This window comes from Caballeronia telluris, assembly GCF_001544495.1.
Taxonomy (GTDB): domain Bacteria; phylum Pseudomonadota; class Gammaproteobacteria; order Burkholderiales; family Burkholderiaceae; genus Caballeronia; species Caballeronia telluris.
Map to the genome: position 1 here is coordinate 1 of NZ_FCNZ02000080.1, position 6,385 is coordinate 6,385.

The 6,385-nt window shown below is 61.9% G+C and carries 6 protein-coding genes and 1 pseudogene; all 7 read left to right on the forward strand.

The features are described 5' to 3' along the window. A pseudogene (gene sdhB, locus AWB66_RS31870) lies at positions 1–77 on the forward strand (succinate dehydrogenase iron-sulfur subunit); the annotation flags it as partial. Positions 78–284: 207 nt separating this feature from the next. Next, a complete protein-coding gene (locus tag AWB66_RS31875; RefSeq protein WP_087633972.1) occupies positions 285–1,172 on the forward strand; it encodes a LysR substrate-binding domain-containing protein in 888 nt (295 codons plus the stop codon). Between the two features lie 97 nt (positions 1,173–1,269). Next, positions 1,270–2,019, forward strand: a complete 750-nt coding sequence (locus tag AWB66_RS31880) for an SDR family NAD(P)-dependent oxidoreductase (RefSeq protein WP_087633973.1) — start codon at positions 1,270–1,272, stop codon at positions 2,017–2,019. 250 nt (positions 2,020–2,269) lie between these two features. Next, complete coding sequence (locus tag AWB66_RS31885; RefSeq protein WP_087633974.1) at positions 2,270–3,598, forward strand: MFS transporter; 1,329 nt, start codon at positions 2,270–2,272, stop codon at positions 3,596–3,598. A gap of 43 nt (positions 3,599–3,641) precedes the next feature. Continuing rightward, positions 3,642–4,484 carry a transketolase gene (locus AWB66_RS31890; protein WP_087633975.1) on the forward strand — a complete coding sequence of 281 codons (843 nt, stop codon included), beginning with the start codon at positions 3,642–3,644 and terminating at the stop codon, positions 4,482–4,484. Then, positions 4,481–5,482 (forward strand): transketolase family protein, encoded by a 1,002-nt coding sequence (locus AWB66_RS31895; protein WP_087633976.1) that lies wholly within the window; start codon positions 4,481–4,483, stop codon positions 5,480–5,482. The genes AWB66_RS31890 and AWB66_RS31895 overlap by 4 nt, the downstream gene beginning before the upstream one ends. Positions 5,483–5,660: 178 nt before the next feature. After that, a complete protein-coding gene (locus AWB66_RS31900; protein WP_268811171.1) occupies positions 5,661–5,972 on the forward strand; it encodes an HU family DNA-binding protein in 312 nt (103 codons plus the stop codon). Positions 5,973–6,385: the final 413 nt, after the last annotated feature.

The following is a 6,385-nucleotide window of genomic DNA, read 5'->3' on the forward strand; positions in this document are numbered from 1 at the left end:
ATGTGTGCCCGAAGGGGCTCAATCCGACAAAGGCGATCGGCAAGATCAAGGAATTGATGGTGCGCCGCGCTGTCTGAACCAGCGCGAGTAACGAGCGGCCGGCGACTGCCGGCTCGCAAGTCGAGAGTCAACGCGCCGTGCCCTGGCTGGCTTCGCATCGCGGGGGTTTGAACGCATGGGCCCGGTCGAAATCGTCGAAGCCCGGCTTGCCTTTCCCTCGCGTATGCGCGACATTTCCCGGACCGCCAACAGCGAAGCAGGACGCCACCCTGCGGTCAGGAACAATGCGCATCCCGCCACTAAAAGCCATCATCGCGTTCGAGAGTGTGGTCCGGACCAAGAGCGTCAACCGGGCGGCCGATGAATTAGGGTTAACGCCATCGGCGGTCAGTCATCAGCTCGCCAATCTTGAATCCATGGTCGGACGAGCGCTTTTTACGAGGCTCGGACGCGGACTCGTCCTGACGCCGACGGGCCAGCAGTATCTGGCCGACGTCACCGGCTCGCTCGCCGATTTGAGCCGCGCGACGGAGCGGGCATCCAGCCAGACGGGCGTCGAAATTCTGCGCATTCACTCCAGTCCGAGCTTCGGGTTGATGTGGCTGTTGCCGAGGCTCGCTTCGTTTCAGGAAGCCAACGGCGACATCCAATTGAACCTCGCCTGCTCGTACGAAGATGTGTCCTTCACCTCCGGCTACTACGACCTCGACGTCCGGCACGGCTACGCTCATTGGACAGACGGCGAGGTCAAGACGCTGCGCCATGAGTTCGTTGCGCCGCTTGCATCGGAAGACTACCTGAGACGGCATCCGGTGCGCACGCCCGAAGATCTGCTCGAACGGCGCCTGATCTTTTCGGAAACGCCGCTCGTGCAGTGGAAGCAATGGTTCGGCAAGTTCGGCGTCGCGGTCTCGCGCAAGGCATACGACTTTTCGTTCGACCGCTCGTACATGTCGCTGGAAGCGGCGGCGTTGGGACACGGCATCGCACTCGAAAGCACGATGCTCGCGTCGTGTCATCTCAAGCGAGGCTCGCTCGTACCGGTCTTCGATCGCACCTATGCGGTGGAGGTCGGAGCGCATCACCTCGTTTACCCTTCCCAGAACGCCGATCTGCCGCGCGTCGCCAAGTTTTTGGCTTGGGCCGAGTACGAAGTGAGCCGCGATACCTGAATTTTTTTCAGCGATAGTTGAGTCGAACTGCATTGATCGCAATGGTCCGAGCGCAGAAACTGCGTCTACCAAACCAACACGATCAATGGAGACAAGCATGTTGCTCGACAGCAAAGTAGTCATCGTCACAGGCGCAGCGTCGCCGCGCGGCATCGGCAAGGCAACCGCCAGGGCGCTCGCAGCGCAGGGCGCGCTAGTGGTCATCCTGGACTTGCGCAAGGAAGACGCCGAAAGCGCTGCGCGCGATCTCGGCGACGCACACCTCGGCCTCGCCTGCAACGTGACGGACAAGGAAGCCTGCATCGCGGCCGCGAAGGCGATCATCGAGAAGTACGGACGCGTCGACGGCCTGATCAACAACGCGGGCATCACGCAGCCCCTGAAGACAATGGACATCGAGGCCGCCAACTTCGATGCCGTCGTCGACGTGAACCTGCGCGGCACGCTCTACATGTCGCAAGCGGTCATTCCGCAGATGCGCAAGCAAAAGAGCGGCAGCATCGTCTGCATGTCTTCGGTTTCCGCGCAACGCGGAGGCGGCATCTTCGGCGGTCCGCACTACAGCGCCGCCAAGGCGGGCGTACTCGGCCTAGCGCGTGCGATGGCACGCGAACTCGGCTCGGACAACATCCGCGTGAACTCGATCACGCCGGGCCTGATCCAGACCGACATCACCGGCGACAAGCTCACGACCGACATGCGCGCCGACATCATCAAGGGCATCCCGCTCGGCCGTCTCGGCGACGCCGGCGACGTTGCTAACGCATGTCTGTTTCTTTCGAGCGAACTATCTGCCTATCTCACTGGCATCACGCTCGATGTTAATGGCGGCATGCTGATTCATTGAGAACGATGTCCGTCGCGATCGCGGCGGACGGGTCAATGCAACTGCGTTGCATGGGACCAGAGTAAGCGCATGGGGCCTGAGTAAGCGCTAAAGCGCCAACTCCGGCCGACAGCGCCAACTCCGGCCGACCGCAACTGCGTTGCATGGGGCCGGAGTAAGCGCTAAAGCGCTAACTCCGGCCGACCGCAACTGCGTTGCATGGGGCCGGAGTAAGCGCTAAAGCGCTAACTCCGGCCGACAGGAGACAAACATGAAAGCGAAATCCACCGCGCCGTCAGTGACGGCCGATGTTGCGTCGTTCGCCGATTCGGCGAGCTTTGAATCGAAAACCTATGCGAAGGTCGGGCGGCGCCTGATACCGTTCCTGATGCTCTGCTATCTCGGCGCGTATCTGGATCGCGTCAACGTGGGCTTTGCGAAACTGCAAATGCTCAATGACCTGCGATTCAGCGAGACCGTGTACGGCTTCGGCGCCGGCATTTTCTTTCTCGGCTATTTCCTCTTCGAGGTGCCAAGCAATCTCATGTTGCACAAGGTGGGCGCACGCAACTGGCTCGCCCGCATCATGCTGACGTGGGCGGTGATCTCCGCATGCTTCATCTTCGTCAAGACGCCCACTACGTTCTACGTCCTGCGCTTTCTGCTCGGTGTCGCCGAGGCGGGGTTCGCACCGGGCGTGATCCTCTATCTGACGTACTGGTTTCCTTCGGCACGGCGCGCCAAGGCGCTCTCCATCTTCTTCATGGCGATACCGCTCGCAGGCATCGTCGGAGGACCGCTCTCGGGTTACATCATGCATGCGTTCCAGGGCGTGCACGACCTCGCGGGCTGGAAGTGGCTGTTCATCCTCGAAGCGTTGCCGTCGCTTTGCCTTGGCATCGCGATCCTGTTCTACCTCGATAACGGCATCGCTTCCGCGAAGTGGCTGACCGATGCGGAAAAGGCGCTCCTCGCAAGGAACGTCGAGAACGACAATGCGCACAAGGTCGCTCACGTTTCCATCAAGTCCTTCATCGGCGACCGTCGCTTGTGGCTGATGGCCGGGATCTACTTCTGCGTCGTGCTCGGCCAGTATGGCCTCACCTTCTGGCTGCCGACGATCATCCGCAAGTCTGGCGTCGCCGATCCCCTGTGGGTCGGTGTGTTCACCGCCATTCCGTATCTCTGCGCGATCATTGCGCTTCCCCTCGTGGGCGCAAGCGCCGACCGTCATCGTGAACGGCGCCTGCATCTGGCAATCCCGATGCTCGTCGCAGCAGCAGGCTTTGCAACGTTGCCGATGCTCGGCGGCGTGGGCGCGTCGCTGGTATGCGTCAGCGTGGCCGCTGCAGGCATCCTCGCTGCCTCGTCGCAATTCTGGTCCCTGCCGACCGCGGTGCTCGGAGGCATGTCGGCCGCAGCGGGTATCGCCGCGGTGAACTGCTTCGCCAATCTCGCGGGCTTCTTCTCGCCGGCCATCGTCGGCTGGTTGAACGACTTCACCGGCAAGTCGACGGCGGGACTCCTCTTCATCTCCGTCGCTGTCGTCATCGGCGCGGGCCTGGTCTTCCTCGTGCCGGCCAAGACCGTCAATCGCTGACACCGTTTGCTTCAAAGAACCGCTTTCATTTCAAGGAGACACCATGAACAGTCCGTCATCAGATGCGGTGACGCTCGCCGAGCGCGCTTATCGGATTCGCAGAAACGCCTTGCTGATGGGTGAAGTGCAGGGGCAAGGCTATATCGGCCAGGCACTCGATATCGCCGACGTGCTGGCCATCGCCTACTTCGGCGCGATGCGTTACCAGCCCGAGAATCCCGACTGGGAAGGGCGTGACCGCTTCCTGCTCTCGAACGGCCACTATGCAATCGCGCTCTATGCGGCGCTCTTCGAAGCAGACTTCCTGCCGCCGGAAGAACTCGAAACCTACGGCAGCGACGACAGCCGTCTGCCGATGTCCGGCATGGCTGCCTATACGCCGGGCATGGAGATGTCGGGCGGCTCGCTCGGCCACGGTCTGACGATCGCGGTGGGCCGCTGCCTCGGTTTGAAGCGCAAAGGTTCGGACGCGTTCGTCTATACGCTCTTCTCCGATGGCGAACTCGATGAAGGCGCGATCTGGGAAGGCATCATGTCGGCGGCTCACTGGAAGCTCGATAACCTGATCGCGATGGTCGACGTCAACAATCAGCAAGCCGATGGCCCGTCGACGCAGATCATGGCGTTCGAGCCGCTCGTCGAAAAGCTCGAAGCGTTCGGCTGGTACACGCAACGCGTGGACGGCAACGACATCGATGCCGTGAAGGCCGCGTTCGACAACGCACGCAATCATCCGGAACCGCAGCCGCGCATGATCGTCTGCGATACGCGCATGGGGTGCGGCGTGCCGTTCCTCGAAGCGCGCGAGAAGAATCACTTTATCCGCGTCGATCCGCATGAATGGCAACTCGCGCTTGCCGCGCTCGACGAAGGGAGACAAGCATGAACGACACCACGACGAAGAAGCCGCGCCTGAAGACCTCGGCGATGATCGCGTCGATTGCGAGCGAAGGGCAGGTCACGCGCTCGGCGCCGTTCGGGAATGCGCTTGTCGAACTGGCGCGTGCGCGGCAGAACGTGGTCGGCATGACGGCCGACCTCGGCAAGTACACCGACCTGCACATCTTCGCGAAGGAGTTCCCCGAGCGCTACTACCAGATGGGCATGGCCGAGCAACTGCTGATGGGCGCGGCAGCCGGATTCGCGCACGAGGGCGCGCAGCCGTGGGTGACGACCTACGCCGTGTTCGGGACGCGCCGCGCGTATGACTTCATGCATCAGGCGATCGCCGAAGACAATCTCGATGTGAAGATCGTCTGCGCCTTGCCGGGGCTCACGACCGGCTACGGCCCGAGCCATCAGGCGGCGGAAGATCTTGCCTTGATGCGCGCGATGCCCAACATGACGGTCATCGATCCGTGCGACGCGCTCGACATCGAGCAAATGGTCCCGGCGATCGCTGCGCACAAGGGGCCCGTGTATGCGCGCTTGTTGCGAGGCAATGTTCCGGCCGTTCTGGACGAGTACGATTACCAGTTCGAACTCGGCAAGGCGAAGCTGCTGCGCGACGGCGCCGAGGTGCTGGTGATCGCATCGGGCATCATGACGATGCGCGCGCTCGAAGCGGCCAAGGCGCTCGAAGCGGACAACGTCGGCGTTGCAGTGCTGCATGTGCCGACCATCAAGCCGCTCGACACGGAGACGATCCTGCGCGAAGCGCGACGCACGGGGCGGATGGTCGTCGTCGCGGAGAATCACTCGGTGATCGGCGGCCTCGGCGAAGCCGTCGCGACCACGCTGCTGACGGCGGGTGTCACGCCCATGTATCGCCAGATCGCGCTGCCCGATGAATTCCTCGCGGCGGGCGCGTTGCCGACCTTGCACGATCGCTACGGCATCTCGACGAACGTGATGGCGAATACGATCAAGCGCTGGCTTGGTTAAAGGGGAAAGCGGGCGGGACACGGTGCGTCGAGATGAAAGACGCACCGTCCATGAGTCGATAGCAGGCATCGAAACATGCTTCCTGCGTGGGTGATCAAGGCGACAGGTTTCCTGCAATCGAAACTGGCTTCGTTTGCGTGGCGGCAGTTCGTCCGGTAAGGTAGCGGGCGCCGAGTCCATCTGGGCCAGCCTTAACCTTCGTAAGGAAGCGAACATGAATAAGCAGGAACTCATCGATGCCGTTGCATCGGAAGCGGGCATCGCTAAGAACGCTGCCGCCGAGACGATCGATGCGGTGCTGGCTGCCGTTTCGAAAACCGTTGCAGCAGGCGAGACCGTGCAGTTGATCGGCTTCGGCACGTTCGCAACCGGCGCACGCGCGGCTCGCGCCGGACGCAATCCGAAGACTGGCGAAACGATCGAGATCGCCGCCGCGACGACCGTCAAGTTCACGGCAGGCAAGGCTTTCAAGGACGCCGTCAATCAATGAAGTTGCAGCCGCGCGTCGGGCTCCCTTGCGTGCTCGGATGCAGTCGCGGCTAATTCAATTCACCATCCGGGTGAGCAGGCCGATCGTGCCGCCCGTTTGCGTATCTCCATCAATCGCTGTGCGCGAAAAACGCGTCGCATCGCGATGGGTCGTGTCGTCAACTACGAGTAACTCGTCACGCAGTGGCAGGATTTGTCATTAAATGGGCAGGTTCTGAGAGCGGTCGCTTGCCTGTTCGGCGATAGGATGGGCACATCTTCCTGAGATCGCGCGAGACAATCCGCCGCGATGACCAGATCAGACCTATTTGATGGAAAGCATACCGTGAGTGATCAAAGTCTCATCGAGCAGTACGGCCCCCGCGAGTCGATGGAATATGACGTCGTGATCGTCGGCGGCGGCCCCGCCGGACT

What these genes read in the sequence shown, in the direction of transcription:
- AWB66_RS31875 (WP_087633972.1), top strand. Translation starts at nt 285, where the DNA reads ATGCGCATCCCGCCACTAAAAGCCATCATCGCGTTCGAGAGTGTGGTC.
- AWB66_RS31880 (WP_087633973.1), top strand. Translation starts at nt 1,270, where the DNA reads ATGTTGCTCGACAGCAAAGTAGTCATCGTCACAGGCGCAGCGTCGCCG.
- AWB66_RS31885 (WP_087633974.1), top strand. Translation starts at nt 2,270, where the DNA reads ATGAAAGCGAAATCCACCGCGCCGTCAGTGACGGCCGATGTTGCGTCG.
- AWB66_RS31890 (WP_087633975.1), top strand. Translation starts at nt 3,642, where the DNA reads ATGAACAGTCCGTCATCAGATGCGGTGACGCTCGCCGAGCGCGCTTAT.
- AWB66_RS31895 (WP_087633976.1), top strand. Translation starts at nt 4,481, where the DNA reads ATGAACGACACCACGACGAAGAAGCCGCGCCTGAAGACCTCGGCGATG.